Genomic DNA, 26,122 nt, shown 5'->3' on the forward strand with positions numbered 1-26,122 from the left:
CGGCCTCGGGCGCTGTCATCGGACGGGCGTTCGCCCTCGGCTCAGCGCGACCGAGTCGGCCTCGTGCTGCTCCCGGGCCGCGGCGCGGCCGGCCAACACCGAGGCCAGCACCGCGAGCCCGGCCACCGCCGCGCAGACCACGCTCGCGGCGAGGAAGGCGGAGCGGTGGCCGCCGCCCGCGGCGGTCTCCCGCAGGTAGACGCCGGACAGTGCCGAGATCGCGACGGCGGCCGCGATCCGCTGGGCCATCTGCAGGATCGCCCCGCTCACCCCGGCCGCCTCGGCGGGCGCGTGGCGCAGCACGTAGGCCTGGTTGGTGGAGCCCATCAGGCCGATCGAGGCGCCGCCGAGGAGTTGGAGCACCGCCAGCAGCCAGGGCAGCACGGCGGCGGGCGTGCCGTGCGCGAGGAGTCCGCCGGTGAGGATGGTCAGGGCGGAACCCACCATGCCGACGGTGACGGTGCGCCGGCCGAAGCGCTGCACCACCCGCCAGGCCAGTGCGGAGGCGACGCCCATCGCGACGGCCGAGGGCAGGGAGACGAGCGCGGCGCCCATCGGGGAGAGCCCGAGGCCGTCCTGGAGGAACATGGTCAGGACCAGCGAGGCGGCGAGCGAGGAGCCGAACTGGGCCATCGCCGTCGCCGTGCCGAGCGCGTACGGGGCGGAGCGGGTGAGTGCGGGGTGGATCAGCGGCCTGCCGCCGCTGCGGGCGTAGCGGCGCTGCCACCAGGCGAGTGCGCCGAGCAGCAGGAGGGCGGCGGCCGCGAAGGCGAGCCAGCCGGTCCAGCCGGGCGGCCGGACGAAGGGCAGCATCAGCACGAGGGTGAGCGCGCCGACCAGCAGCAGGCCGACCAGGTCGAGGTTGGTCTGCCGGGCGCTGGGGCGGGGCCTGGGCAGGTGGCGGGCGGCCAGGACGACGGTGGCCAGGCCGAAGGGGACGTTGAGCAGGAAGGTGATCCGCCAGCCGTGCTCGGGGCCGGCCGCCGCGAGCACCGCGCCGCCGACGGGCGGGCCGAGAGCGAAGGCGAGGCCGCCGGTGACGGCGTACATCCCCAGGGCGCGGGCCCGCAGTTGGCCGTCGAAGACGTCCTGGAGGGTGCCGATCATCTGGGAGTTGACCAGGCCCGCGCCCGCTCCCTGGACCAGCCGGGCGGCGATCAGCACCCAGGGCTCGGTGGCGGTCGCGGAGACCAGGCTGACCAGGGTGAACAGGGCGAGCCCGGCGACGAAGAACCACTTGCGACCCTTGACGTCGCCGAGCCGGCCGCCGGGGATCAGGGCGAGGCCGAAGGCGAGCGAGTAGCCGGCCACGATCCACTGGAGGTCGGCGGGGGCGGCGTGCAGGGTCTCGCGCAGGGCCGGGATGGAGGTGTTGAGCACGGACTGGTCGAGCAGGGTGGTGAACCCGCCCGCGACGCAGACCAGCAGGACGCGGCGCCCGGCGGCGTCGAAGCGTTCCTTCGCTATCGGGCCGGTGGTGGCGCTCATTGGTCGACCACCACCAGCGCGTAGCGGGCCTCGCCCGGGCCGAGGCTGCGGAAGCGGGTGCTCCCGGAGACGTAGCGCAGACAGTCGCCGGGGGCGAGCAGCTGCGCCTCGCCGTCCACGGTCAGCTCCAACCGGCCCTCGAACAGCCAGAGGTGGTGCTCCCGGCCGGGCAGGCAGGCGCGGTCGTAGTCGATGTCGGCGCCGGCCGGCAGCCGGCCCTCGATGATCTCCGCCCGCAGCGAGCCGTGCGGCGGCGAGACGGACCGGCGCACGAAGCCCGTCGTCCCGTCCCGCCACACCTGCTGCTCCGCGGCCCGCACCAGCCGTGCCGGGCCCGCCTCCACCTCGGCGAGCAGCCGCGACATCGTGCGCCCGTACACGGCGCACAGCCGCCCGAGCAGCGCGGCCGTCGGGCTGACCTCCGCCCGCTCCACCCGCGACAGCGTCGAGCGGCTGACGTCCGCCAGCCGGGCCAACTCCTCCAAGGTCCACCCGCGTTCGAGTCTCAGCTCGGCGAGTCGCTGTGCCAGCCGCTCGTCGGCGGCCGCTTCGGTTCCCATATTCGCGATGCTATCCCGGATATGAGATCCACTCACCGGGTTTCCGCGGGCACCGGTCCGGACCGCTCCGGGCGGTGGGAGCGTGGCTTCACTGCCCGTCGCGGACTCGGTCCAGGGCGCCGCCGCTCATATGATGTGCGGCGAATCGTGGCCGGTCAGCGGCCCGAACGGCGAGGGGGGGACGATCGTGTTCGGCATCATCAGACCGTGCAGGCACCGGCTGTCGGAGCGGCTCCAGAGCTCGTGGATGGCGCACCTGTGCGGGCTCTGCCTCGCGCTGCGCGACGACCACGGGCAACTCGCCCGGACCGCCACCAACTACGACGGTCTGATCATCTCCGTCCTGGTCGAGGCCCAGGCCGCCCGGGAGGACTTCTCCTGGCGGCGCACCGCCGGGCCCTGCCCACTGCGCGGCATGCGCACCGCGTCCGTCGCCAAGGGTGAGGGCGCCCGGCTCGCCGCCGCCGTCTCGCTCGCGCTCGCCTCGGTGAAGATCCGCGACCACGTCGAGGACCGCGACGGCGTCTTCGCCCGCCGCCCGGTCGCGGTCGGGGCCCGGGCGGTCACCCGGCGCTGGGACCGGCAGAGCGCCGGCAGCGCCTCGACGGTCGGCTTCGACACCGGCGTGCTGCTCGAAGCAGCGTCCCGGCAGGGCGAGTTGGAGCGCTCGCTGCGGCCCGGCGGATCCGTCCTGCTGGTCACCGAGCCCACCGAGACCGCCACCTCGGCCGCCTTCGCGCACACCGCCGTGATCGCCGGCCGCCCGGGCAACGCCGCCCCGCTCGCCGAGGCCGGCCGGCTGTTCGGCCGGCTCGCCCACCTCCTCGACGCCGCCGAGGACCAGGCCGCCGACGCCGCCTCGGGCGCCTGGAACCCGCTGACCGCCACCGGCACCGACCGCGCCGAGGCCGAACGGCTCTGCCGCGACGCCGTCCACGGCATCCGGCTCGCGCTGCGCGAGGTGGAGCTGACCGACCGCGCGCTCGTCCACGTGCTGCTCGCGCACGAGACCGAGCGCGCTGTCGAGCGGGTCTTCGGGGCCCGGCACGCGGCGACCTGCCGCACCAAGGGCGGTGCGGGGCACGGCGCGACCGCGGGCGTCTCGGCCGGGCACCCGAACCAGGCACCGCCGCACCAGGCGCCGCCCGGTGAGGACCCGGGCGCGCCCGCCCCGCCGTGGGTGCCGCAGGGGCCCGGCTTCACCCCGCCAGGCTCGAAGCCGCCGCACCCCCGCAACCTGCTCGCCGGGTGCGCGGTGTGGGCGCTGATGGCCTGCACCTGCCAGCTGCTCTGCTGCGAGCACAACGACCCGTTCAGCCGCGAGCGCCGCAAGGGCTTCTGCGACCGGCACGACTGCTGCGACTGCGACTGCTGCAGCGGTTGCGACGGCTGCGGCGACTGCTGTGACTGCTGTGACGGCTGCGATTGCTGTGACTGCGGGTGCGATTGCAGCTGACCAGGCATCAGGCCATCGGCAGCTCCGGCGGCAGCGCCGGTCCCGCGACCTCCTGCCACTGATCGACCTCCGCCGGCCCGGAGTGCCCCCGCAGCACCCCGGGTCGGTCCGCGTTCTCCCGCTCCTCGTGCTCGCCGCGCCGCCAGAGCGGCAGGACCGCCACCGGGCGCCACCCGGCGACCTCAGGCATCACGCCGTGCCGCCTCCCGGTCCGCCGCCAGCGACTGCTCCAACCCCGCCAGCAACTGCCGGAACCGCTCGGCGTCCTGCTCCGTCATCCACCCCTCGGGCACCGCCCCCGGCCGCTCGGCCGCTCTCTCGTCCATGCGCCCGACGCTAGGCGGTGACGATCAATGGCCGATAAACGCGCGCCCTGAAGAACGCGGCTCGGGGACCCCGCCTTCCGGCAGGTCCAGGACGACCAGGTCGACCAGCGGTACTTCACCCCCGCGATGGACCAGGCCGACCGGCTCGGCCTCACCACCGCCCTGGCCCGCGCCGAGCTCTACGACGCCTCCATCCAGCACGGCAACGACGGCGCGTACGACTCCCTGCCCGCGCTGATCGGCCGGACCGACGACAAGGTCGGCCCGCCGTCCGCCGTCGGTGAGCGCGCCTGGCTGAACGCCTTCTTCGACGTCCGGATCGACGACCTGACCGACCCGGCCGACTCCTCCACCGCGGACGAGTGGCGCAAGTCGGTGGACCGCGTCGAGTGCCTGTGCCGGATCGCCGCCACCGGCAACTACGAGCTCGACGGCCCGTTCACGATCACGGCCTTCGGCACCGGCTACACGATCGGCTGACACCCGGGCCCCGGGGCCCGGGATGGGGGACCGGGCCCCGATCCGGCCGCCGCCACCGACGGGCGGCCGGACGTCGGCCGGCCGGCTGCCGCCTCCACGGCCCCCGGGTCCGTCTTCAGACCCCCGCCAGAGCGGCGTCGAGGAGCAGCCGGGCGGCCTCCTTGGCGTCGGCGGCGGCCGTCGGGTCGCCGTGGACAGCGGCCGAGGTGATGGCGCCCTCGGCGAGCAGGGTGAGGTGGACGGCGGTGGCGGGCGGTGCGCCGGCCGCCTCGGCCAGGCCGGCGAGGTAGCCGCCGAACTCCTCCTTGTGGTGCCGGGCGGCGGCCGCTACGGCCGGGGTGGTGGCGCCCAGTTCGCCCAGGGAGTTGACGAACGCGCAGCCGCGGAAGCCGGGCTCGGCGAACCACCGGCCGAGCCAGTCGTAGACCGCGAGCAGCTGGTCCCGGGGGGAACCGCCGCTGCGCGAGACGTACACCGCGAGGTTCGCCCGCCAGCGGCCGTCGCGGCGCCGCAGGTAGGCCTCGACCAGGTCGCCCTTGGACGGGAAGTGCTGGTACAGGCGGCGCATCGTCACGCCGGAGGCGGACCGGACAGCGTCCATGCCGACCGCCTGGATGCCCTGACCGTAGAACAGCTCCTCGGCCGCGTCGAGGATGCGGGTCCGCGGGTCTTCGTGCTCCATCTGCCGTGCCCTTTGCGCGAGAACGATGATTCTCCTATCGTAGCCAGCACCGCGAGAACGATCGTTCTCACCGGCGGAATGCCCGTTCCCCGAGGAGCCCACGCATGGCCGAACAGCGCGAAGAACTCCACGAAGACCACCGCGAAGACCACCGCGAAGGAGAGCGCCCGCCCCTGCCCCCGTTCACCGAGGAGACCGCCCGGCAGAAGGCCCGGGCCGCCGAGGACGCCTGGAACACCCGCGACCCGCGGCGCGTCGCCCTCGCCTACACACCCGACAGCCGCTGGCGCAACCGTGCCGAATTCCTCACCGGGCGCGAAGCGATCGCCGCCTTCCTCACCCGCAAGTGGCAGCGCGAACTCGACTACCGGCTCATCAAGGAGCTCTGGGCGTACGACGGCGACCGGATCGCGGTCCGCTTCGCCTACGAGTGGCACGACGACGCCGGCCGGTGGTTCCGGTCCTACGGCAACGAGAACTGGGAGTTCGCCCCGGACGGCCTGATGGCCCGGCGGCACGCCTCGATCAACGACCTGCCGATCACCGCCGGGGAGCGGCTGTTCCACTGGCCGCTCGGCCGCCGGCCCGACGACCACCCGGGCCTGACCGAACTCGGCCTCTGAGGTGTCCGGAGCAGCGGCCTGACGCCGCATCGGTCGCCCCGGGCGCAACCCTGGTGCGACCGGACGCGCCCCGGGCGGGCTCTGTTCCACGGCTGTGACACGCCGCGAACCGGTCACTGACCTCGCGCTGGCACGCTTACCTGTCGAAAGCGAACAGCACCCGAGGGGGACCTGGAATGTCCGTGCGCAACAGATTCGGCACCGCCGCCGCGATCGCCCTGATGACCACCGTCGGCGCGGTCCTGCTCTCGGCCTGCGGCCCCGACACCACGGACTCCGGTCCCACCGCGGCCCCGACCGGCGCCGCGCCCGGTTCCGCGGCGCCGGGGACGGCCGCGCCCGGCGCCCCGTCCAAGCCCGGCAGCCCCGCGCCGGCCGGCAAGGAGGTCAACGGCACCTCCGCCGCCAACCACCTCACCATCAGCACCGGCACCCAGACCGTCGCGCTGAACGGCACCACCGTCGACTTCGGTACCGTCGTGCGCGACCTCGCCTGGTCCCCCGACGGCAAGCGGGCCGCGTTCGTCAACGGCAACGGAGACCTGGTGACGGCCAACCCGGACGGCACCGGCAAGGTCACCCTCGCCAAGAACCCCGGCGGGGAGACCTGGTCCCACCCGACCTGGCAGCACGCCACCGCGGACCCCGGCGTCACGGACGTCCCCGGCGCCCTCGACCGCTTCGACACCATCGTCTTCGCGAGCAGCAAGGGCGGTGTGTCGAAGCTGGAGAAGGTCCCTGCCAAGACTTCCGGCGCCACGCCCGAGGTGCTCACCCCGCACAGCTCCGAAGGCGGCAACGAGAACCTGCCGCAGCCCCCGCAGACCGGCAACACCTGGGCCAACGCGGGCGGCCACCGCGGTGGCATCGCCTACGCCAACACTCCGGCCGACGAGGTGTACATCTACGACGACTACATCCGGCCCTCGACCCGGGACATGGGCAAGGGCTCCCAGCCGGCCCTCTCCCCCGACGGGGAACACCTGGTCTTCGTCCGCTCGGTGAACGGCCACGACCACCTGTTCGCCCGCTCCACGGCGTCCGACCAGAAGGCGGAGAAGGACCTGACCCCCTCGGCCACCACCGACTACACCGAGCCCGCCTGGTCCCCCGACGGCAAGACCATCGCGGCCCGCACCCCGGACGGCGTCAGCACCCTGCCCGCCGACGGCTCCGCCGCGCCGACCCAGGTCTCCACCGTCAAGGGCCTGCCCGCCTACCGTCCGTAACACCGCCAGGCCGCCAGGCCACAAGCCCTGGGGCCGGCGCCGCGCCGGTCCCGCCTACCGGCCCTGGCCGGGCTTCGCCAACTCGGCGCGCAGCTCGGCCAGGTGCTCGTCGGCCGACTCGTGCGGCAGGAACTCGACCAGGTCGAGGAAGCGGAACAGCACCCGGGTCTCGGTGACGGCGTACTCGTAGTCGTCGAACCCGACCACCGCGCCCAGGCCGCCGCGCGCCGCCCCGCGGACGGCGGCCGCGGTCAGCTCGTCGGCCGGGTCCTCGGCGCTCGCCCGCCGCCGGGCGTTCGGGCGCGCCAGGTACGGGCAGACCATCGACGCGTAGAGCATGCACGCGCGGTGACCGGGGCCCTCCATGGTCGGCACGAGGTTCCGGTACGGCCGCCCGGCGGCCAGCGCCTCCGCGATCGCCGCGCTCTCGGCGGGGCCGACGACCCGCCAGACCGGCCCGCGCGCCATGAACCCGCCGCACACCGAACAGCGGCGCCGGAGCGCGCAGTCGGCGCTGCGGCCGTGGTCCGTCAGTGCGAACTGCGGCTCGCCCCCGTGCCACGGCGTGATCGCCGGCACCGGGTACCCCCGCCCGTCCCGGGGCCGCGCCCCCACACCGTCCGGCATCGGCACAAGTTCGAATCGCACGCCCCTATCGATACCAGGGACGGCGGCGACCGGTCGAGCCGCAGCGGCTGCGGCCCCGGCGGCGGCCCAGGGCCTGACCAGCCCTACGCCTGCCCCGGCGCCTCCTGGACCAGCATCACCTTCCGCAGCAGCTCCGCCAGCGTGTGCCGCTCGTCGGCCGTGAGCACCCCGAGCAGCCGGTGTTCCTCCCGGCCGACCACGTCGAGGGCTTCCTGCCAGGCGGCGCGTCCGGCGTCCGTGAGCACGATGTCGACCTTGCGGCGGTCCGTCGTGGACGGCGTGCGCAGGATGAAGCCCCGGTGTTCCAGGGTCTCCAGCCGGCCGGTGATCGAGGCCGGGGCGAGGTTGAGGTCGGCGCGCAGGTCGGAGGGGGCGGCGTGGCCGCCGCGGCCGGCGAGCACGTGCAGGGTGTCGAACTCGTGCTTGTGCAGGCCGTAGTCGCTGACGCCCTGTTCGCGGACCCGGCCGAGGTGGCGGGTGAGCCGCTGCATGCGGGTGACGGCCCCCTCGATGTCCGGGTCGAGCTCGGGTAGCACCGGTAGCCAGCGGTCGAGGTGGCCGTCCGTCCAGTCGCGGGGCGGCGCGTCGTGCTGCTGGGGGTGCTCGGCCATGGGAGGAGTCTACAAACCTTGAAACATCGCCAGCAAAATATTCGTTGCCAAAATTTCGGCACCGAAATACAGTGCGGCGCGTGATCCGACACCCCCTGCGCCTGCCGGCCTTCCGCCTGCTCTTCCTCGGCCGCACGATCTCCACCCTGGGCGACGCCGTCGTCCCCGCCGCCCTCGCGATCGCCATCACCCGGGCCACCGGCTCCTCTGCCGCGCTCGCCCTGGTGCTGGGGTGCGCGATGGTGCCCCGGCTGCTCCTGCTGCCCTTCGGCGGGGTAGTCGGGGACCGCTTCGACCCGCGCCTGGTCGCGCTCGCCACCGACCTCGTCCGGGCCGTCGCCCAGCTGCTCGTCGGCGTGGAACTGCTCGGCGGGCACCCCCGCCTGGCACACCTGGCGATCGCCTCCGCCGTCGGCGGCAGCGCCTCCGCCTTCGCCATGCCCACCGCCTCGCCGCTGGTCGCGGCCACCGTCCAGGGCGAGCTGCGGCTGCGGGCCAACGCCCTGCTCGCCACCGCCACCGGCGCCGCCCGCCTCGGCGGCCCGGCCCTCGCCGGACTGCTGGTGTACACCGCCGGCCCCGGCTGGGCGTTCGTCCTGGACGGCGCGTCCTTCGTGCTGAGCGCCGCGCTGCTCGCCCGACTCGCCCGGCTGACCCGGCTCACCACCGGCCGCGCCCCCGACGGCCGCACCCCCGGCGAACCGCGCTCGCTGCGCCGGGACCTCGCCGACGGCTGGAGCGAGGTGCGCTCCCGGGACTGGTACTGGACCAGCCTGATCGCCCACGGGGTGTGGAACGGCGCCAACGCCGTGCTGCTCACCCTCGGCCCGCTGATCGCCGCCACCCGGCTGGGCGGCGACGGCGCCTGGGTGGCGCTGACCCAGGCGGGAGCGGTCGGCCTGCTGGTCGGCTCGCTGCTCGCCGGGCGGCTCCGGCCCCGCCGCCCGGTCCTGGCCGGCAACCTCGCCCTGGCGCTGTACGGCCTGCCGCTGCTCGCGCTCGCCGTCGCGGCTCCGGCACCGCTCGCGGTGGCCGCACAGGCGGTGGCGCTGGCCGGGCTGGGGTTCCTGAACCCGGTCTGGGAGACGGTGGTCCAGCAGGACTTCCCGGCCGGGTCGCTGGCCCGGGTCACCTCCTACGACTGGCTGCTCTCGCTGGCCTTCGCCCCGCTCGGGTACGTCCTGGCGCCGCTGGCCGCCGATGCCTGGGGCAGCCGGGTGCCGCTGCTGGCGGCCGCCGTCCTGGTGACCCTGGTCTGTGCGGGCACGGCCGCGGTGCCCGGAGTCCGCCGGCACGGCGCTCGGCCGGCGGGTCCGGCGCCGCAGCAGGCCGCAGCGCCGGCGGCCGCCGCCACCCCCGCACCGGCCCCCGACCCGGGTACGGAGGCGGCGACGGGTGCGGAGGCAGAGGCGGGTGCGGAGCCGCAGCGGCCGCCGGCTCAGCTCAACTCCTGATCACCACAGGTCAGTTCCAGATGCCGGTGATGTCGCTCGCGGAGGCCGCGTTGCCCGCGTGGCCGGCGGCCCCGGCCAGGTCCTCCAGGGTGCGCAGCACGTTGTAGTGGTTGTAGGTGGAGGCGGAGCTGCTGCCCGGGGTCACGTGGGCGCCGTAGACCACGGTCGGGATCCGGTTTCCGGAGAGCTTGTTGTCCTCGTCGAAGGTGACGACCAGCAGGCTGTTGTGGCTCTGCGCCCAGGTGGCGTACGCGCCCAGGTTGTTCTTGATCCAGGTGTCGCCGGTGCTGACCGAGCAGTCGTGCATGTCGCTGCAGAGGTTCGGCACGACGAAGGAGACGTTCGGCAGGGTGGTGTAGTCGGTCGGGAACTGCGCGAAGGTCTTGGCCGAGCTGAGCGGGACGTTGCCGAAGCCGAACCACGGGTTGTGCTTCTGCGCGTAGTTGCCGCTGCTGCACACGGTGCTGCCCTGGCTGGGCAGGGACTCGTTGTAGCTGGCCCAGGTCTTGCCGGCGGCGATGACCTCGGAGGCCAGGTTGGCGGCCTGGAACCCGCCGACCGTCACACAGCTGTCGTCGACGGTGCCCTGAGTGGAGCCGGAGAACAGCGCGTAGTAGTTCGGCTCGCTCGGGTGGGTGATGCCGTAGGACTGGGTGAGGTTGGCGCCGCCCGCCTTCAGGGTGTTGTTGATGTACGGGGCGCTGCTGCTGCCGATGACCTGGGTGTAGGCGTGGTTCTCCATCACCACGACGATGATGTGGTCGGGGGTGGGCAGCGCGGCGGCCTGGGCGGTGGAGGCGGTCGCCGCCCAGAGGCCGGCGGAGGCGGCGACCAGCGCGACGGCGGAGCCGATCGCGGTCGCGGTGCGGCGGGAGCGGGCGTTCAGGGGCTTCGTGGACGAAGTCATGACAAATCCTCGGGTAGGGAGCGGCCGGACGGGCCGCTCGGCATCGCGGGAGGGACGTGCTTCGGGTGTGACCGGGGCGACCGGGTGCGATCGGTGCGGCCGGTACTGCCAGGACAGGCCCTAGTACGGCGTGCCGTTGGCGAAGTCGCGGGCGACGGTGGACTCGATCGTGTTCAGCACCCCGGAGTCGGTGGTGATCAGGCCCAGCTCGCGGTTGTGGTTCAGCGAGTTGTCGGAGAAGTTCTCCGAGCCGGCGAAGACCTTGGCCGAGGCCGTGCCGTAGTCCGCGACGATCACCTTGGCGTGGACGTACAGGCCGGTGGTCGAGGAGTAGGTGACGACACTGCCGCCCTCCGCCGTGACCTGGTCGAAGGAGTCGGCGTACGAGCCCGGGTTCATGCCGACCACGCGCACCGTGACGCCCCGGGCGGCCGCCGCGGCGACGGCGTCCACCAGCGCCGTGTCGCCGAACTCCAGCTGCTCCAGGTCGAGACTGGTCCGGGCGCCGTTGATCAGAGCCAGCAGCCGGGACTGCGAGTCGGTGGGCGACCAGACCAGGTTGTCGCCGTCGGTGGGCGTGACGGCGGTCTTGGCGTAGTCGGCGGCGAAGACCCGCTCGATCGCGGCGACGTCGTTGGCGTCGGTGTCGATGACGCCGTAGTCGCGGTCGTTCGCGTAGTAGGAGGAGTCCAGGTTGCCGGTCATGATCAGCGACGTGGCGGCGTCCACGGTGACGGTCTTCTGGTGGGTGTAGACGAACGCCGTGGAGGAGTAGGTGACCCCGGCCCCGGCGGCCTTGAGCGCCGAGTAGGCCGCGCCGTTGACCGAGGTGTGGGCTCCGTCCAGGATCACCCGGACGGCGACACCGGCCCGCTGACGGGCGATCAGGGCGTTGACGGCGGTCGTGTCGCGCAGCTCGTACAGGGTGACGTCGACGGACCGGGTCGCCGCGTTGATGAGGTTGTAGACGACGGTGTGGTCCTGGTCGGGGAAGACGATCGCGGTGTACGTACCGGCGGCCGTCGTGGTGGCCGGCGCGGCCGTGGCGTTTCCGGACAGCGGTATCAGACCGGCGGTGGCGAGCAGCAGGGCGCCGGCGCGGCGCGCCAGGGTGGCCAGGGGCATGGGGAGGCTCCGTGGTCGGCGAGGGATGGCAGGCAGGCGGTGCGGGTGTCGCGAGGAAGGTGCGCGCGGGGAAGGTGCGCGCGAGGAGCGCCCGAACAGCATGGGGGCCACGCATCAACGCGGGTAGACGACAGCAGGTAAAACCTTGGCCCCGGAGCGGGAAACGAACGGTGCGCCGTCCGAGCCACGCCCATAACGGACGATGCGGGCCAAACGGTTCACATTGCCATCGACCGCGGACAGCGGTGATAGTGATCATCCATCGACGCGGCCCGACGCCGTGTCAGCCGACGAGAGAACCGAGGAACATGGCGAAGATCAGCCTTCTGCGTCCCTTCGCGGTGGCCGCCGCGGGTGTCGTCCTGGTGGCGACCGGTGCCGCCCACGCCGTGGCCGCCGAACCGGGCGGCGCCGCCGCACCCGTCCCCGACACCGCCGGTGTGCTCGCTGCCCTGCAGGCCACCACGGGTGCCGGCGCCCCGGGCGCCTTCGCGGTGATCCGCGACCACGGCGACCAGGAGTCCACCCGCTCGCTGGCCGTCGGCAAGGCCGACCTCGACGGGACCCCGATGAACTCCTCGTGGAGGTTCCGGGTCGGCAGCAACAGCAAGATGTTCACCGCCGTTCTCGTGATGCAGCTGGCGGAGGAGGGCCGGATCGACCTCGACAAGCCCCTGCGCGACTACCTCCCCGAGGGCACCCTCCCGGCCGGCTGGACCATGACGGGCCGCCAGGTGATGGAGCACCGGGCCGGCGTCTACGACCACACCAACGACCTGCTGGAGCAGGCCGGCGAGGAGACCACCAGCGCGTTCGAGGCGCGCATCCGCAGCACGGTGTACGACCCGCGCGACCTGGTGGCGATGTCGGTCAAGCACGGCATCCAGTACACCCCCGGCAGCCGCTACTCCTACTCCAACACCGACTTCGTACTGCTGGGCCTCGCGGTCGAGCACCTCACCGGACAGCCGTACCCGGAGGTGCTGAACGAGCGGATCATCCAGCCGCTCGGCCTGCGCAGGACCTCCTTCGTGGTGCCCGACCGGCAGATCAGTGGCGACCACGTCACCGGCTACCTCACCAACGACGACCGCAGCAAGCCGCTGCTGGACTCCACCGAGCAGAACGGCTCCTGGGTGTGGAGCGCCGGGGCCGTCATCTCCTCCGCCGAGGACCTCGACCACTTCCTGACCGCCCTGCTGGCCGGCGGCAGCGGCGGGCTGGTCACGGACGCCTCCCGGGACCAGATGACCGCCGCCCTGCCCACGCCCACCGCGAAGATCTCCTACGGCCTGGGGCTGCGCCGCATCTCGCTCTCCTGCGGGGACGTGTACGGCCACGGCGGCATCGTGCAGGGCTTCCAGACCCAGTCCTTCGTGGCCCCGGACGGGCACCGCAGCGTGGTGGTGTTCGCCAATGCCTCCAACAACGGCTCGGTGACGCAGGGTCTGATGAACGCGCTGGAGCCGGCCTTCTGCGGCAAGAAGCCCACGGCCGCCCCGCGGACGAACCTCGCCCCGCGCTCCGACCTGCGCGGCACGGGCTCCGCGTACGAGCTGCCCGTGGTGGAGGACACCCGGATCTGAGCCGCCGCCCGACGGCTCCCGCAGCCGCGCACGTACGCCCGCCCCTGGTCCGACCGGGGGCGGGCGCCGGTGTCAGTGCCTCGGCGGCCCCGGCCGGGGGCCGTCCGCGCTCAGGTCGGTCAGCGCCTCGGTGAGCAGTTCACGGGCCTCCTCGGCCCGGCCCTGCTCGATCAGCGCGGTGCCGAGCTCGGTCAGGGTCTTGGTCATGCTGTCCGGACGGCCGACCGCCTCGTAGTGCACCAGGGCCTGCCGGTAGGCCTTCTCGGCGGCCGGCCAGCGCCGCAACGCCGCGCGGTCCAGGCCGAGTTCGTGCGCGGTCATGGCCGCCAGCAGGTGCATCAGCGGGGAGGACCAGCGCTCCACCAGCTCCAGGGCGCCGGCCAGCGCCCGCCGCCGGGAGTCCACCGCCTCCTCGGCCCGGCCGGACTCCCGCAGGCAGTTGGCGGCGCCGCGCAGGGTGACCAGCCGGCCGATCCTGGCCGAGCGGCTGTCCACGTCGGCGAAGGCGTCCGCCGCGCGGTGGAAGGCCTCGGTCGCCTCGCGGTGGCGGCGCAGGTAGCGCAGGCCGGAGGCGAGGTAGGTGAGCGCCCAGCCCTGCTGCTCCCGGTCGCCGACCTCCTTCGCCAGCTCCAGCCCCTCACCGGCCAGTTCGATGCCGCGCTGGTAGCGGTGCAGGCAGGTGACGTACGTCCAGGCCAGGTAGTTGACGTGCACCGCCTCGGCCCGCCGGTCGCCGAGCGCGCGGGCGGCGTCCACCGAGAGCTGGAACACCTCCGCCCAGATGCCCCAGCTCAGCAGCCGGTCGGAGAACCAGTGCATGGCCTCGGCGGTGTCGACCACCTCCCGGTAGCGGCCGGACTGCTGGGCCTGGTGCAGGGCGGCCAGCCACTCCGGGTGCTCGTACTCCAGCCAGTGCGCCGCCTCGGTGAGGTGCGCCGGGGCCCGGCCGGTGACCGCGGCGTCGTCCTTCTCGTGCTCCGGGTCGAAGCGCAGCCCGTAGGCCGTCGCCCGGTCGAGGATCCGGCGGCCGGCCCGGCTGCGGACCTCGGCCAGCTCCTCGGCCGGCTCCTCGGCGGCCATCCGCTCGGCCGCGTAGAGCCGCACCAGGTCGTGCAGGCGGTAGCGGTCCGGTGTGGCGGGCTGCAGCAGACCGGCGTCGACCAGCTGTTCCAGCAGCAGCTCGGTCCGGGCCTCCGAGCGGCCCGTGTAGGCCGCGGCGACGGCCGCCGTGAAGTCCGCCCCGGCGGTCAACGCACAGCGCCGCAGCACCAGTCGGGACTCGACCGGCAGCCGCCGGTAGGACAGCTCGAAGGCCGGTCGGACCGCCAGGTCGCCGGTCTCCAGCAGATCCAGGCGGTTCTCCTCGGCGGCGAGCTGGCGCACCAGGTGGGCGACCGGCTGCTGCGGCCGGGCGACCAGCCGCTGCCCGGCGATCCGCAGCGCCAGCGGCAGGTATCCGCAGAGCCGGGCCAGTTCGGCGGTGGCATCGGGTGCGGCCTCGATCCGCTCCCGGCCGGCGATCCGGGCCAGCAGTGCGGCGGCCTCCGCCGGGGCGAGCACGTCCAGGCTCAGCCGGTGCACCGATTCCAGGCCGGGCAGCACGTTGCGGCTGGTCACGATGGTCACGGCCGGCCCGGAGCCCGGGAGCAGCGGGCGCACCTGGCCCTCGTCCGCGGCGTTGTCCAGCACCAGGACGAGCCGGCGGTCGCGCACCAGGGCCCGGTAGAGGCCGGCCCGCTCCTCCGTCCCGGCGGGCACCGCGGCGTCCTCGACGCCCAGGGCGCGCAGCACCTGGCCGAGCGCGTCGCGCGCGGTCAGCGGCTGGGCGGACATCCCGGCGAGGTCGAGGGAGAGCTGGCCGTCGGGGAAGCGCGGGGCCAGGGTGTGGGCGGCGTGCAGGGCGAAGGCCGTCTTGCCGAGTCCGGGCTGACCGCTGATCAGCACCACCCGGGGGTGGGCGGGCCGCTCGCCCGCGGCGAGGCCGGCGAGCGCGGCCAGGGCGTCCTCGCGGGCGGTGAAGTCGGCGATGTCCCGCGGCAGGGCGAGGGCACTCTGCCCGCGCTCGCCTGCCAGCCCTGCCTGCCCGGCTACGGCCTCTCCGGTCCCGGCCGGCCCGCTCCCGGCCGGCGTCTGCGGCAGCGGATCCCGGGGTGCGGCCTGGGCCGGCACCCGGGCCGGGCCCGGCCGGAGGCCGCGCGGGCGCCCGCTCTGCGCGGCCCGGTCCAGCGCCTGCCCCCGCGCCTCGTCCAGGCCCAGCGCGCGGGCCAGGGCCCGTACGGTGCGCCGCTGCGGCCCGCGGGTACGGCCGCGCTCCATGTCCCCGAGGGCGCGCAGACTCACCCCGGCGGCCGCCGCAAGCTCCTCCTGCGTCAGGCCCGCCGCCACCCGGTGCCCGGCCAGCAGGCGGCTGAACTCGCCCGTACCCGCGCTTGCCTCCGTACCCGCTTCCGGGCCCGCCTCCGTGTCCGCGCCCGCCCCGGTGCCGCCCCCAGCCGCCATGCCCCGCCCCACTCCGTCGGTCCTGCCTGTTCCGCACTTCTGCCTGGGCCCGCACCCGGCGGGCCGTGACAGGCAGAAGTATGCCCGGCCGCGGGATTTCCCCGTACCCGGCCCCCGGTGAACGCATCCGCCCTGCTCAGCCGTTGGGTCAGTGAGGGATGCGCGGGCGGGCGAGGGTGGTTGTGCAGGGCAGAACTGCCGATGGTTCCGCCTGTGGTTCCGCCTGCGATCAGCGGTTTCCCAGCCGCGGCGGCAGGTGGATCCGTGCGTCCCGGAAGGCCCGTCAGCGGCTGCCCGCCACCAGCGCTTGCGCCCGCTGCCGCGCCTCCGCCCCCTCCACCCCGCGGCCCAGCTCCTCCAGCAGGTCGGCGAGCAGGCCGTGCGAGCGCGCCTCCAGCGCCGGGTCGCCGACGGTGCGGCCCAGGGCGACGGCGAGTCGCGCCGAGGAGAGGGCGGCGTCGCGGCGGCCGAGGGCGTGCAGGGCGCGGGCCCGGCTGTGGACGGCGAGGACGGCCTCGGCGGATCCGGCGCGGGCGGTGGCGGTGCGGACGGCCTCGTCGGCGTGGTCGAGGGCCGGCCCGGGGTGGCCGGAGAGGACCAGGGCGTCGGCGAGGTCGGTGAGCGAGCGGACCAGCAGGTGGTCGGCGGCCGGGGTGCGGGCGGCCGCCACCAGGTCGGTGAGCAGCGGCAGCGCCCGTTCGTACCGCCCGGCCCGCAGCAGTGCGGCGCCCACCCGGCTGCGGCAGTGGTGGCGCAGCGCCGGGTCGCCGGCCCGGTCGGCCGCCCCGACGGCGCGGTCCAGGTGCTCGGAGGCGGTCCGGTGGGCGGCGCGGGCGATGTGCAGGACGGCGAGGTCGGTGCCGAGCCGGGCGGCGGCCGCGTCGTCCCCGTCCGCGTGCGCGGCCCGCAGCCCGGCCTCGACGACGGCCCGCCAGTGCGTCCGGTCGTGGCCGGTGGTCTCGTACAACAGGCCGATCCGGTGGGCGAGTTGCCAGGCGTGGGCGGTCCGGCCGTACTGCTCGGCGCAGAGCACGACGGCCCGCAGCGCGCTCTCCTCCCGACGGAACCAGGCCGCCGCGCGGTCGCTGCCGCCGGCCGCCGCGCTCTCGGCCGTCCAGCCGGCGGTCACCTCCAGGTAGTGGGCGATCAGCCGGTCGAGGGCGACGAACCGTTCGTCGCAGGTGAGTTCGGCGGCCTTGCGGGCGGCGTAGCGGCGCACCAGCTCTCGCCGGGCGTAGCGGCCCGGGGTGGCCTCCTCCAGCAGGTGGACGGCGTCCAGCGCGGTGAGCAGGGTGCGGGTGGTGGCGGGCGGGAGGTCGGCGAGGGCGGCCGCGGTCGCGGTGTCGATCACCCCGCCGGGGTGCAGGCCGAGCAGGGTGAACAGCCGGGCGGCGTCGGGCGTCAGGGTCCGGTACGTCCGGTCCAGGGCGCTGATGAGGCCGATCGGGCCGCGGGCGGTCCCGCTGCCGGGCCCGGAGAGGGCGGCCAACCCGGTCTGTTCGTCGGCGAGTTCGCGGGCGAGGTCGCCGGGGGTCCAGTCGGGTCGGGCGACCAGCCGGGCGGCGGCCAGGCGCAGCGCGAGCGGCAACCGGTCGCACCGCTCGGCGAGTTCGGCGAGCTCGGCGACGGCCTCCGGGCCCGTGCCCGTACGGTCCGGGCCGAGGGCGCGGGCGAGCAGCGCGGCGGCGTCCTCACCGGTGAGGACGCCGAGCGGGAGCGGGACGCCGCCCTCGCGGACCAGCAGGTGGCGCAGCCGGCCGCAGCTGGTGACGACGGTGACGGGCGTGCCGGCCTCCTCGTGCCCGGCCTCCTCCTGCCCGGGGTCGTCCGGCCCGGGGTCGTCCGGCCCGGGGTCGTCGGGTCGGGGGTGCGTGGCCGGCGGGTCGGGCAGCAGCGGGAGGAGCTGTTCGTAGGAGGCGGCGTCGTCCAGCACGATCAGCATCCGGCGGCCGGAGACGAGGTCGCGGTACCGCCGGGAGCGCTCGGCCGTGGCGGCGGGCAGGGCGTCCGGGGCGTCGCCGAGGGCGGTGAGGAACTCGCCCAGGACGTCGGCCGGTTGGCGCGGCCCTGCCGGGTCGAAGCCGCGCAGGTCGGCGTGGAGGACGCCGTCCGGGAACCGCTCGGCGCCCCGCAGGGCCGCCCAGTGCCGGACCAGGGCGGTCTTGCCGGCCCCCACCGGGCCGGTGACCAGCACCGGACGGCCGGACCTGGCTGCCGGCAAGGCCGCGTCCAGTGCGGCGAGTTCGGCCGATCGGCCGACGAACCTGCGGTCGGGTACGACGGCCGCGAAGGCGGTGGCGGCCCCGACCGCCGTGATCGTGGTCGGGGCAGCGGAGGAGGCGGGCTGTGCCCTCAACCGTTCGCCGACGAGGCGCAGTTCAGGTCCGGGTGGGCCGGAGAGCAGGGCCGTCGCCCGTTCGTACCGCTCCCGCGCCTCCTGGTACCGGCCGCCCTGCTCCAGGCAGTGCACCAGCCGGGCGGCCAGGGCCTGCCGGGACGGGTGGGCATCGGCCGCCTCGGCCAGTTCGGCGGCCAACTCGCCGCCCCGGCCCGCCCGGAGCAGCGCCTCGGCCAGCCGGTCCAGAGCACGCAGCCGCAGGTCGGCCAGGGGCGGGACGACCCGCTCGCGCAGCAGGGCGGAGCCGCAGTCGACGAGGGCCGGGCCACGCCACAGGTCCAGCCCGGCGCGCAGCAGCGGCACCGCCGGGTCCTCCGGCGCCCCGCCCGCCGGGTGCACGCGGCCGGTGGGCTCGGGCAGCAGCACGCCCGCCTGCTCGCAGAGCCGGAGGAAGCGCAGCACGTCCACCCGGTCGGGACTGCCGGCCAGCAGGTACCCGGACGCCCGGGTGTCCAGGACCAGGCCCGTCCCGTCCAGCAGTTGGCGCAGGGCCGCGACGTGCCCCTGCAGCGCGGACCGGGCGGTGGGCGGGGCCGCCCCGTCCCAGACCAGCTCGATCAGCTCCTCGGTGGCCACCGTCTGGTTCATCCGCACCGCGAGCGCACTCAGCAACGCCCGGCGCTTCGGGCCCGAGGGCGTCGCCGCCGCCCCGTGCTCGCGCCGCACGAGCACCGGGCCGAGCAGATCGATGTGCACGCGCCCCTCTCCTCCCCCACCCGCGGCCTCCCCGATCCGTTCGAGGATAGGCCCCACCTGCGCCTTTCACACCGCGTCGGCGAGGCCTCCCACGCCGAACGGCCGCGGCACCGGACGGGCCGCCGGGACTCCCGGCCCGGCGCCCCACCGGGGCCGCTACCCATTCGACGGGTGTGGCACGAAGCACCGTTCACCCACCAGCCCCGCGCCCAGCGGAGGCAGCGGGTCCGAGCCGCAACCGACACCGGCCCCGCCCGCGTCCACCCGACAACAGGAGCGGCGGCAGGTCGCGAGCCGGACAGCTTCGCGCACTACACTGCTCCACCCCGAGGGCAGACCCTCGGGTCCGGTCGTGTGGCGTGGTGGGGGTTGTGGTGCGGATTCGGCTGCTCGGCCCGGTGGAGCTGCGGGTCGAGGAGCGCGGCTTCGCCACCCTGGCCGGGGCGCAACGGCGGGCGATCCTGGCGCTGTTGGCGCTGCGGCTCGGGCGCGTGGTCACCGTGGACCAGTTCTGCGAGGCGCTGTGGGGCGAGTGGCCGCCGGCCAGTGCGCGGGCGGCCGTGCAGGGGCATGTCGCCGCGCTGCGCAAGCTGCTCGCCGGCACCCCGTTCGAGCTGCACACCCGGGCGTCGGGCTACCTGCTGGCCGGGCCGGCCGAGGAGGTGGACGCGTTGCGCTTCGAGGCGCTGGCCGCGCGGGCCGCCGAGCACGCCGACCGCGGTGACGACACCGTGGCCGTCGCCTTGCTGGAGGAGGCCCTGCGGCTGTGGCGCGGCGAGGCCCTGGCCGATCTGCCCGACACCCCGTCGCGCGCCGCGGCGGTGGACCAGCTGGGGCAGGCCCGCACCGCCGCCCTGCTCTGCTGGGCCGGGCTGCGGCTACGGCAGGGCACCGGTGCGGCCGCAGTGGCAGGGCTGGAGCAGAACGTGCGGGCGGACGGGCTGCGCGAGGAGCTGGTGGCCCTGCTGGTGCGCTGTCTGCACCAGGCCGGACGGCCCGCGGACGCGCTGGCCGCCTACCACCGGGCCCGGCAGCGGCTGGACCGCGAGCTGGGGATCCGGCCCGGCCCGGTCCTGCAGGCCGCGCTCGCCGAGGTGCTGGCCGACGACCACCCGGAGCAGCCGCCCGCCACACCCCCGACCCCCGCGCCGAGTCCCCTTCCCCCCGCTCCCCGCGCCTCGCACGCCTCCCCGGCCTCGCGCCGACTCCCCCGCCGTCCGGTCGACTTCGTCGGCCGGGCGAGCGAACTCCACCGGCTGGACCACGACTGCGGTCCCGACCGCGGCGGGGACGGCCCGGTGCTGGTGGTCGGCCCGGCCGGAGTCGGCAAGACCGCGCTGGTCACCGCCTGGGCGCACCGGGCCGCCGCCCGCTTCCCGGACGGCGTGCTCTTCGCCGACCTGCACGACTTGGCCCCGGCCGCCCCGACCGGCTCGACCCAGCCGACCGACCCGGCCGCCCCCGTCACCCCGACCGCCCCCGCACAGCCCGAGGCCGTCCTCGCCGAGTTCCTGCGCGCCCTCGGCGTCCCGGCCGACGAGCTGCCCGCCGACCGCACCGCACGCGCCGCCCTCTTCCGCGAACGGACGTACGGCCGCAGGCTGTTGGTGGTGCTGGACGACGCCGCCGACGCCGACCAGGTCGCCGACCTGCTGCCCGACGGCCCCGGCTGCGCCGCCGTGGTCACCGGCCGGGGCTCGCTGGAGGACCTGGTCGCCCTCGACGGCGCCACCCTGCTGCGGCTGGCCCCCCTGCCCGCCGAGGAGGCGCTGCTACTGCTGGAACGCGCCCTGACGCCCGAGCGGGTGCGCGCCGAGCCCGACGCCGCCGCCCGGCTCGCCCGGTTCTGCGACCACCTGCCGCTCGCCCTGCGGATCGCCGCTGCCCGGCTGGCCGCCCAGCCCGAGTGGACGATCGCCGAGCTGGCCGACGAACTCGCCGACGAGCAGACCCGGTTGGCCGTCCTGGACGCCGGCGGTGCCCTCGCCGTCGGCGCACAGCTGGATCTGACACGCCGTCGACTCTCCGACCTGGCAGCCGAGCTGCTGACCGCCCTGGCCGCCCACCCCGGCAGCGAGGTGGACACCCTGGCGAGCGCCGCCCTACTGGGCACCGACTCCGCCACCGCCCACCGCGCGCTCGGCGAGCTCGCCGCCCACCACCTGGTCACCGGCGCAGCCCCCGGCCGCTACCGCCGCACCGAGCTGGTCCGGCTGTACGGCGCCGGCCTGCTCGCCGCGAAGCCCGCGCCGTACCGGCGCCTGCTGCGGGAGCGGCTGGCGGACTACTACCTCGCGGCGCTGCAGCGCTGCGGCTTCTTCCTCGATCCCGGCCAGGAGGACACCGAGGCACCGGCCCACCCGCCGCAGGCCGTCCCGACCGCCGTCGACATCCGCACCGCGCTCGACTGGTTCCAGGCCGAGGAGCCGACGATCCGCGCGCTGACCGACGCCGCCGCGACCACCGACCCCCGGCGCGCCTGGCGGCTCGCCCTGACCACCGGCTCGCTCTACTACGGGGCCAGCCGCTTCACCGACTGGCTGGCCCGCGCCCGGGCGGGCCAGCAGGCGGCCGAGCGCTGCGGCGACCCGGTCGCGGTGGCGCTGCTGCTCAACTGCCGGGCGCAGGCCCTGGTCGCACTCGAACGCCGGCACGAGTCGGCGGAGGCGGCGCGAAGGGCGGTGGCGGCCGCCGAGTCGGCGGACGGGCCCGCGGCCGTCTCCGCGCGCATCCGGGCGCTGGCCACCCTGGCCCTGGTGACCGCGATGCTCGGCGGCTCCGCCGAGGCCCGGCGGCTGGCGGCCGCCGCCACCGCCCTGGCCCTGGAGTCGGGCAACCGCCGCCGGCTGGTCGACGCCAAGGTCCACCAGGGCTGGGTCAGTCTGGCGACGGGCGACCGGGAGGGCGCCCAGCGACAGTCCCGGGAGGCCCGCGAGCTGCTGCCGCCCACCCCGGTCACCCAGGTCCACCTGTGGTCGATGCTGACCGAGGCGCAGGGCCTCCTGCCAACCGTCCGGGACGACGCCGCCGACCTGGTCTGGCACCGGCTGCTCGCCGCCTGCGAGGAGGCGGGCCTGCTCTATCTGCACGCGCTCGCCGAACAGTCCTACGCCGCCCACCTGTTGTCCCGCGGCCGGGAGCCGGAAGTGCGGGAACGGCTGCGCATCGCGCTCGACCGCTTCCGCGCGCACGACCGGCGGGCGGGCTGCCCGAGCGAGTTCACCGCCGGCCTGGAGGAGTCCCTCGACCTGCGCGCGGCCGACCGCTCACCGGGCGACCGCTCACCGGCCGACCGCTCACCGGGCGGCTGAGGCGGCGCCCTTCGCAGCGCCCTTCGCGGCGCCCTGCTCCGCGCCCGCGCAGCCGCGCTCCGGCGGGGCGTAGCCGTGCTCCGCCGCCAGGACCGGGCGCAGCGCCCGGATCGCGTAGAAGTTGCGGGACTTGACCGTCCCCGGCGGCACCCCCAGCCGGGCCGAGGCCTCCAGCACCGACCGGTCCTTCAGGTGGAGTTCGACCAGCACCTCGCGGTGGTGCTTCTGCACCCGCCGCAGCGCCAGCGCGATGTCCCGGGCCACCACGACCTGCTCGTACGGGTCCTCGGCGAGCGGCCGGTCCTCCATCGGCTCGCCGATCACCTCCTTGGCGCGGGCGGCGGCCATCCGGTAGTGGTCGATCGCGATCCGGCGGGCGACGGTGAACAACCAGGGCCGGCTCGCCTCGGGCCCGGCGCTCAGCGCCTCGGGGTGCTGCCAGGCGCGCAGCAGGGTCTCCTGCAGGATGTCCTCGGCCTTGCCGCGGTCCCCGCCGGTGGCCCGCAGCAGCGCGCGCAGCAGGTAGCCGCCGTGCAGCCGGTGGATCTCGGCAAGCGTCTCGGGGTCGAGGGTCGGGCGGGCCGGGGCGGTGGCAGCACCCCCGGCCGCGGTCGACGGGCCCCCGGAGGGCTGGGCGACGGACGTGGGCTGGGCGACGGACGGCTTCGACACGCGCTACCTCTCAGATCGGGCAGGGGCACGGCACGGGAAGGGCACCGTTGGGCACCGCCGGATCTCCCCGGCGGTGGCTACGGCAGCACACTGCCGGACCCCGCCAAGTCCTCACCAACGATCCGCCAACGCCCGAACGGTTGCATGGAATCGGGCACGAACTTTCCCGTGAGCGCGAGCGCCGGCGCCCGCTCAGCGGCCCGCACCACTGCCCGCTCAGCCGCCACCCAGCCGCCCGCCCCGCACCCCGCTCAGCCGCCCGCCCGCACCCCGCTCAGCCCCCGTTGAGCGCCCGGAGCAGGTCCTGCACCCCGTCCTCCCCCCGGTGCTCGATCAGCGCCGCGACCCAGGTCGCCAGCCGCTCCCGCTCGGCCGCCGACCACCCGGGCGCCGACGGGTGCTCGTCCACCACGAGCGCCGTCGCCAGCTCCAGCAGCCCCGGCGCCGAACCCGGCCGCCACCGCCCGTCCGGCACCGCCCGCAGCGCCAGCCGCCGGGCGACCTCGATCACCTCCTCCGCCGCAGCCTCCGGCACCTCCAGCCCGGGCGGCCCCGCGAGCTCCGGTGCCTCCGCCCGTGCCAGGGCCGCAACGAGCTCCCGCACCTCCGGCTCGTCCGCATCCATCCCGTGCCCCTCCCCCGTCCCGTTCACGGGACTCGTGCTCGTTCTCGTTCGGTGGCACCCGGCGGGCGCCGGGTGCCACCGAACGACGGTACCGAGCGGGAGCCGACCGAGCGGGGGAATTCGTGCGCACGTCCGGCCGGGCGGCCGTGCGGCACGGACTCCCGGCACTCTGCGGGGCGCGCGGTGCACCCTGCCCCGCTCAACGGTCTTCCGGTCGGGACCGGTTCAGTTGAACGGGTACGGGCGGCGCAGTCGTGGTTCGCGCATGCAGGGGGTCAGTCGACGCCGAGGCCGTCAGCACTGCCGTCGTCGGACGGATGGGTCTCCAGTCGCGCGCGGACCCCGTCGGCGTCGCGGTGCTGCAGGTGTTCGAGGATGGCGAGGCTGCTGGTCCAGGCGGCCCGGGCGGCCGCGGTCTCGCCGAGCGCGAGGTGGGTGTCGCCGATGTGGGTGTGGATGTCCGCCTGGAGGAAGTAGTCGCCGACCGCCTGACGCAGCCGCAGCGACTCGTGGTAGGCGGGCAGGGCCTCGCGGTACTCGCCGAGTTGGTGGTGGATGTAACCGAGGCTGTCCAGGATGGACGACTGGGCGGAGAGGCTGCCGGCCTCGCGGGCGAGGTCCAGCGCGCGCCGGCAGTGGTCGAGTCCGGCCCGCGACTCGCCCTGCTGCGTCAGGTACCAGCCGATGCTGTTGAGCGCGAGGGCCTGCCCGCCGGGGTCGTCGATCGCCCGGAACAGCTCCAGGGCCCCGCGGGACTCGTCCACCGCCTCGGCGTTGGCCTGCTCCTCCCCGTACGCGAGGGCGAGGTCGAGCCGGGTCCGGCCCTGGCGCGGCCGGTCACCGAGCGCGTCGAACAGGTCGAGGGCGAGCTGCAGGTGACGCCGGGCCCGGGGCTGGTGGCCGAGGGAGCGGTGCACCTGGCCGAGCCAGCGGTGCGCCCGGGCCTGCCCGGCGAGGTCGACGGCGCGCTCGGCGGCGGCCAGCGCGGTCTCGCTGGCCCGCTGCCACTGCTGCCACAGCCCCGACTTGAGCAGGTAGGAGACCTGCGCGCCGACGAGCTGCCAGGCGTGCACGTCGAGCCCGGCCCGGTGAGCCAGGTCGACGGTCCGTTCCAGCACCGGTTGCTCGCCCCGGTACCAGGCGAGCGCCTGTCCGCGGTCGGCGAGCTCCTCGGGCGCCACCCCGGCGGCCGGCTCCGCGAGGTCGAGCGGCTGCCAGGAGGCGTCGTCGGCGTAGGCGAGGCAGCCCGCCCGGTGGGCGGTGTGGAGGTAGTGGTCGAGCATCCGGTGGGTTGCCTCGGCCTGCTCCTGCGGGGGCTCGTCGGCGTCCGCCCGCTCGGCGGCGTAGGCGCGCAGCAGGTCGTGCAGGGTGTACTGGTCCCGGCCCTGCGCGGCGATCAGATGAGCGCGGTGCAGGTCGTCCAGCAGCCGGCGGGCTTCGGACTGCGACAGGCCCGCGAGGCTCGCCGCCGCGGCCACGCCGATGTGCGGGCCCGGATGCAGGCCGAGCAGCCGGAACAGCCGGGCGGCCTGCGGGGCGAGGGCGCGGTAGGACCAGGAGAGCACCACCCGGACGTCCGCGTGGCCGTCCCCGGCCGACAGCAGGTCAAGGCGGGCGCGGGAGTCGCGCAGTTCGCGCGCCCAGACGCCGAGCGGGGTGCCGGGGTGGTCGGCGGCCCGGGCCGCGGCGATGTTCAGGGCCAGCGGCAGCCGGGCGCACAGCTCCACCAGTTCGCCGACCTCCGCCGGCTGCTCCGCGACGGCTGCGGGCCCCAGGCGGCGGGCGAGCAGTTCGCGCGCCTCCGCCGGGGAGAGCACGTCGAGCGGGAGCGGCACCGCGCCGTCCAGGGCGACCAGGCCGGAGAGCCGGTTCCGGCTGGTGACCACCACCAGGCAGGTGTCCGAGCCGGGCAGCAGCGGGCGGACCTGCTCCGCCTCGCGGACGTTGTCGAGGACGATCAGCGTCCGGGTGCCGGCCAGTCGGCTGCGCAGCAGCGCGAGTTGCCCGTCCTGGTCGGCGGGGATGCGGGCGGCCGGCACGCCGAGCGCGTCCAGGAAGCCGCGTGCCACGTCGGCGGCGTCGAGCGGCGCCCTGGCCGGGTCGAAGCCGCGCAGGTTGGCGAAGAGCTGCCCGTCGGGGAAGTGCTCGGCCACCCGGTGGGCGAAGTGCACGGCGAGGGTGGTCTTGCCCACCCCGGCGGTGCCGGCGATCGCCGAGATCACGACCGCACCGCAGCCGGGGGCGCGGTCCGGCAGGAGCTCGTCGAGCGCCCGGAGCTCCCGGCTGCGGCCGGTGAAGTGCCGGATCGCCATGGGTAACTGCTGCGGCACCGGCGGCCCGGGCGGGCCGGGAAGGGCTCGGGCAGGCCCCGGGCGCACCCCACCACCGTCGCCGCCCGGCCGTACGGCCTCCGGGGCGTCCGGGTCGGCCTGCCCGTCGGCTCCGGCCGGCTGCTGCGAGCCCACGTCCCGGGCGGCCTTCAGCCACCGGGCGCGGGTGTCCTGGTCGACGCCCAGGGCCTCGGCGAGCCGGACCACCGAGGACGGCCGCGGCCGGCGCCCACCCGCCTCCAGGGCGCTGATCGAGCGGGCCGACACCCCCGAGCGCTCGGCGAGTTCGTCCTGGCTCCACCCCGCCGACAGGCGTCGCTCACGCAGCAGCGCGGCGAAGACGACAGCTCCCACACATCCCCCCGGATCCCGGCGAACCGTGCCGCCGCCCCGACCGTCCGGCGCGGACCGCGGAC

The 26,122-nt window shown here is 75.6% G+C and carries 20 protein-coding genes and 1 pseudogene; 7 read left to right on the forward strand and 14 right to left on the reverse strand.

The window, feature by feature from the left end:
* Positions 1–15 precede the first annotated feature (15 nt).
* Together BX285_RS36375 and BX285_RS36380 are read right to left on the reverse strand one after the other, a co-directional pair.
* Positions 16–1,488, reverse strand: a complete 1,473-nt coding sequence (locus tag BX285_RS36375; protein ID WP_121179726.1) for an MFS transporter — start codon at positions 1,486–1,488, stop codon at positions 16–18.
* Positions 1,485–2,048 carry a helix-turn-helix domain-containing protein gene (locus BX285_RS36380; RefSeq protein ID WP_097234734.1) on the reverse strand — a complete coding sequence of 188 codons (564 nt, stop codon included), beginning with the start codon at positions 2,046–2,048 and terminating at the stop codon, positions 1,485–1,487. Before BX285_RS36380 ends, BX285_RS36375 begins: the two co-directional genes overlap by 4 nt.
* A gap of 187 nt (positions 2,049–2,235) precedes the next feature.
* Here BX285_RS36380 and BX285_RS36385 point away from each other — a divergent pair, with 187 nt between their 5' ends.
* Positions 2,236–3,504, forward strand: a complete 1,269-nt coding sequence (locus BX285_RS36385) for a DUF5685 family protein (protein ID WP_183107376.1) — start codon at positions 2,236–2,238, stop codon at positions 3,502–3,504.
* A gap of 7 nt (positions 3,505–3,511) precedes the next feature.
* Here BX285_RS36385 and BX285_RS36390 read toward each other — a convergent pair whose 3' ends face one another.
* Entirely contained in the window at positions 3,512–3,694 is a 183-nt protein-coding gene (locus BX285_RS36390) for a hypothetical protein (protein WP_121179727.1), read from the reverse strand.
* Complete coding sequence (locus tag BX285_RS37820; protein WP_179852649.1) at positions 3,687–3,830, reverse strand: hypothetical protein; 144 nt, start codon at positions 3,828–3,830, stop codon at positions 3,687–3,689. Before BX285_RS37820 ends, BX285_RS36390 begins: the two co-directional genes overlap by 8 nt.
* 75 nt (positions 3,831–3,905) lie before the next feature.
* Here BX285_RS37820 and BX285_RS36395 point away from each other — a divergent pair.
* Positions 3,906–4,310, forward strand: a pseudogene (locus BX285_RS36395) (chitosanase); the annotation flags it as partial.
* A 115-nt stretch (positions 4,311–4,425) separates the two neighbouring features.
* Here BX285_RS36395 and BX285_RS36400 read toward each other — a convergent pair.
* Positions 4,426–4,992 carry a TetR/AcrR family transcriptional regulator gene (locus BX285_RS36400; RefSeq protein ID WP_097234738.1) on the reverse strand — a complete coding sequence of 189 codons (567 nt, stop codon included), beginning with the start codon at positions 4,990–4,992 and terminating at the stop codon, positions 4,426–4,428.
* A 104-nt stretch (positions 4,993–5,096) separates the two neighbouring features.
* Here BX285_RS36400 and BX285_RS36405 point away from each other — a divergent pair, with 104 nt between their 5' ends.
* Together BX285_RS36405 and BX285_RS36410 are read left to right on the forward strand one after the other, a co-directional pair.
* On the forward strand, positions 5,097–5,615 hold the full coding sequence (locus BX285_RS36405; RefSeq protein ID WP_121179729.1) for a nuclear transport factor 2 family protein: 519 nt from the start codon (positions 5,097–5,099) through the stop codon (positions 5,613–5,615).
* Between the two features lie 176 nt (positions 5,616–5,791).
* On the forward strand, positions 5,792–6,844 hold the full coding sequence (locus BX285_RS36410) for a PD40 domain-containing protein (protein ID WP_121179730.1): 1,053 nt from the start codon (positions 5,792–5,794) through the stop codon (positions 6,842–6,844).
* 54 nt (positions 6,845–6,898) lie between these two features.
* On the opposite strand, the gene BX285_RS36415 is transcribed toward BX285_RS36410, so the two are convergent.
* Together BX285_RS36415 and BX285_RS36420 are read right to left on the reverse strand one after the other, a co-directional pair.
* Positions 6,899–7,492 (reverse strand): hypothetical protein, encoded by a 594-nt coding sequence (locus BX285_RS36415; RefSeq protein ID WP_259471025.1) that lies wholly within the window; start codon positions 7,490–7,492, stop codon positions 6,899–6,901.
* A gap of 83 nt (positions 7,493–7,575) precedes the next feature.
* Positions 7,576–8,103 carry a MarR family winged helix-turn-helix transcriptional regulator gene (locus BX285_RS36420; RefSeq protein ID WP_097234742.1) on the reverse strand — a complete coding sequence of 176 codons (528 nt, stop codon included), beginning with the start codon at positions 8,101–8,103 and terminating at the stop codon, positions 7,576–7,578.
* A gap of 83 nt (positions 8,104–8,186) precedes the next feature.
* Here BX285_RS36420 and BX285_RS36425 point away from each other — a divergent pair, with 83 nt between their 5' ends.
* Complete coding sequence (locus tag BX285_RS36425) at positions 8,187–9,557, forward strand: MFS transporter (RefSeq protein WP_121179800.1); 1,371 nt, start codon at positions 8,187–8,189, stop codon at positions 9,555–9,557.
* Between the two features lie 10 nt (positions 9,558–9,567).
* On the opposite strand, the gene BX285_RS36430 is transcribed toward BX285_RS36425, so the two are convergent.
* Together BX285_RS36430 and BX285_RS36435 are read right to left on the reverse strand one after the other, a co-directional pair.
* Positions 9,568–10,464: an alkaline phosphatase family protein gene (locus tag BX285_RS36430; RefSeq protein WP_097234743.1), complete on the reverse strand. Its 897-nt coding sequence runs from the start codon at positions 10,462–10,464 to the stop codon at positions 9,568–9,570.
* Between the two features lie 120 nt (positions 10,465–10,584).
* Entirely contained in the window at positions 10,585–11,589 is a 1,005-nt protein-coding gene (locus BX285_RS36435; RefSeq protein WP_121179732.1) for a phospholipase D-like domain-containing protein, read from the reverse strand.
* A gap of 308 nt (positions 11,590–11,897) precedes the next feature.
* On the opposite strand from BX285_RS36435, the gene BX285_RS36440 reads away from it, so the two are divergent.
* Complete coding sequence (locus BX285_RS36440; protein WP_121179733.1) at positions 11,898–13,175, forward strand: serine hydrolase; 1,278 nt, start codon at positions 11,898–11,900, stop codon at positions 13,173–13,175.
* Positions 13,176–13,247: 72 nt separating this feature from the next.
* On the opposite strand, the gene BX285_RS36445 is transcribed toward BX285_RS36440, so the two are convergent.
* Both BX285_RS36445 and BX285_RS36450 read right to left on the reverse strand, forming a co-directional pair.
* The gene (locus BX285_RS36445; protein ID WP_121179734.1) at positions 13,248–15,674 is read right to left on the reverse strand and encodes a tetratricopeptide repeat protein; all 2,427 of its coding nucleotides are present in this window, start codon (positions 15,672–15,674) and stop codon (positions 13,248–13,250) included.
* A 283-nt stretch (positions 15,675–15,957) separates the two neighbouring features.
* The gene (locus BX285_RS36450) at positions 15,958–18,768 is read right to left on the reverse strand and encodes a BTAD domain-containing putative transcriptional regulator (RefSeq protein WP_121179735.1); all 2,811 of its coding nucleotides are present in this window, start codon (positions 18,766–18,768) and stop codon (positions 15,958–15,960) included.
* A gap of 371 nt (positions 18,769–19,139) precedes the next feature.
* On the opposite strand from BX285_RS36450, the gene BX285_RS36455 reads away from it, so the two are divergent.
* Positions 19,140–22,079 carry a BTAD domain-containing putative transcriptional regulator gene (locus BX285_RS36455; protein ID WP_183107371.1) on the forward strand — a complete coding sequence of 980 codons (2,940 nt, stop codon included), beginning with the start codon at positions 19,140–19,142 and terminating at the stop codon, positions 22,077–22,079.
* Here BX285_RS36455 and BX285_RS36460 read toward each other — a convergent pair.
* From BX285_RS36460 to BX285_RS36470, 3 genes are all read right to left on the reverse strand, one after another.
* The gene (locus BX285_RS36460) at positions 22,065–22,751 is read right to left on the reverse strand and encodes a sigma-70 family RNA polymerase sigma factor (RefSeq protein WP_121179737.1); all 687 of its coding nucleotides are present in this window, start codon (positions 22,749–22,751) and stop codon (positions 22,065–22,067) included. The genes BX285_RS36455 and BX285_RS36460 overlap by 15 nt on opposite strands.
* 274 nt (positions 22,752–23,025) lie before the next feature.
* A complete protein-coding gene (locus BX285_RS39430; protein WP_121179738.1) occupies positions 23,026–23,376 on the reverse strand; it encodes a hypothetical protein in 351 nt (116 codons plus the stop codon).
* 275 nt (positions 23,377–23,651) lie between these two features.
* The gene (locus BX285_RS36470) at positions 23,652–26,060 is read right to left on the reverse strand and encodes a tetratricopeptide repeat protein (protein ID WP_121179739.1); all 2,409 of its coding nucleotides are present in this window, start codon (positions 26,058–26,060) and stop codon (positions 23,652–23,654) included.
* Positions 26,061–26,122 lie beyond the last annotated feature (62 nt).

It is taken from the genome of Streptomyces sp. 1114.5 (assembly GCF_003635085.1).
In the GTDB taxonomy this organism is placed as follows: Bacteria; Actinomycetota; Actinomycetes; order Streptomycetales; family Streptomycetaceae; genus Kitasatospora.